The 421-nt window shown below is 38.0% G+C and carries 1 protein-coding gene; it reads right to left on the bottom strand.

Features of this window, described 5'->3' with window-relative positions; all coding sequences use genetic code 11:
* Positions 1-102 precede the first annotated feature (102 nt).
* A partial coding sequence (locus DZ860_RS25470; protein ID WP_207890694.1) for a hypothetical protein occupies positions 103-421 on the bottom strand: 319 nt, incomplete at its 5' end.

The raw sequence follows: 421 nt of genomic DNA, 5'->3' as shown, positions 1-421 counted from the left end.
TACTAGACCAACTAACTAACCTTCCACCCAGTAATTGACATCCTCCGGACGTGCTTTTCCGGTCAATCTTGCACCCTCCAAAATCTGCATCTGAGTAACCAATTAGAGAGAAACCAGAATCTTTGGGATACCAAAGGCCCAACTTGGTGTGCCTTTCAAGTATCTAAAGATTCTTTTCACAGCAGATAAATGAGATTCTTTTGGACAAGATTGATACCTTGCACATAAACATGTGGAAAACATTATATCAGGTCTGCTGGAGGTCAAATACAATAAAGAACCAATCATGCCTCTATATAACTTGGCATCTACAGATTTACCTGATGGATCAGAGTCAAGTTTTATAGAAGAGGACATAGGAGTTTTCATTGATGAGCATGAGTCAAATTTGTATTTTTGAAGCAATGAGAGAACATATTTT

Origin of the sequence: Vibrio sinensis, assembly GCF_003605645.1 — a bacterium.
GTDB classification, from domain to species: domain Bacteria; phylum Pseudomonadota; class Gammaproteobacteria; order Enterobacterales; family Vibrionaceae; genus Vibrio; species Vibrio sinensis.
The sequence above is the reverse complement of the archived record's forward strand: the minus strand, read 5'-3'. Positions and strand labels throughout refer to the sequence as shown.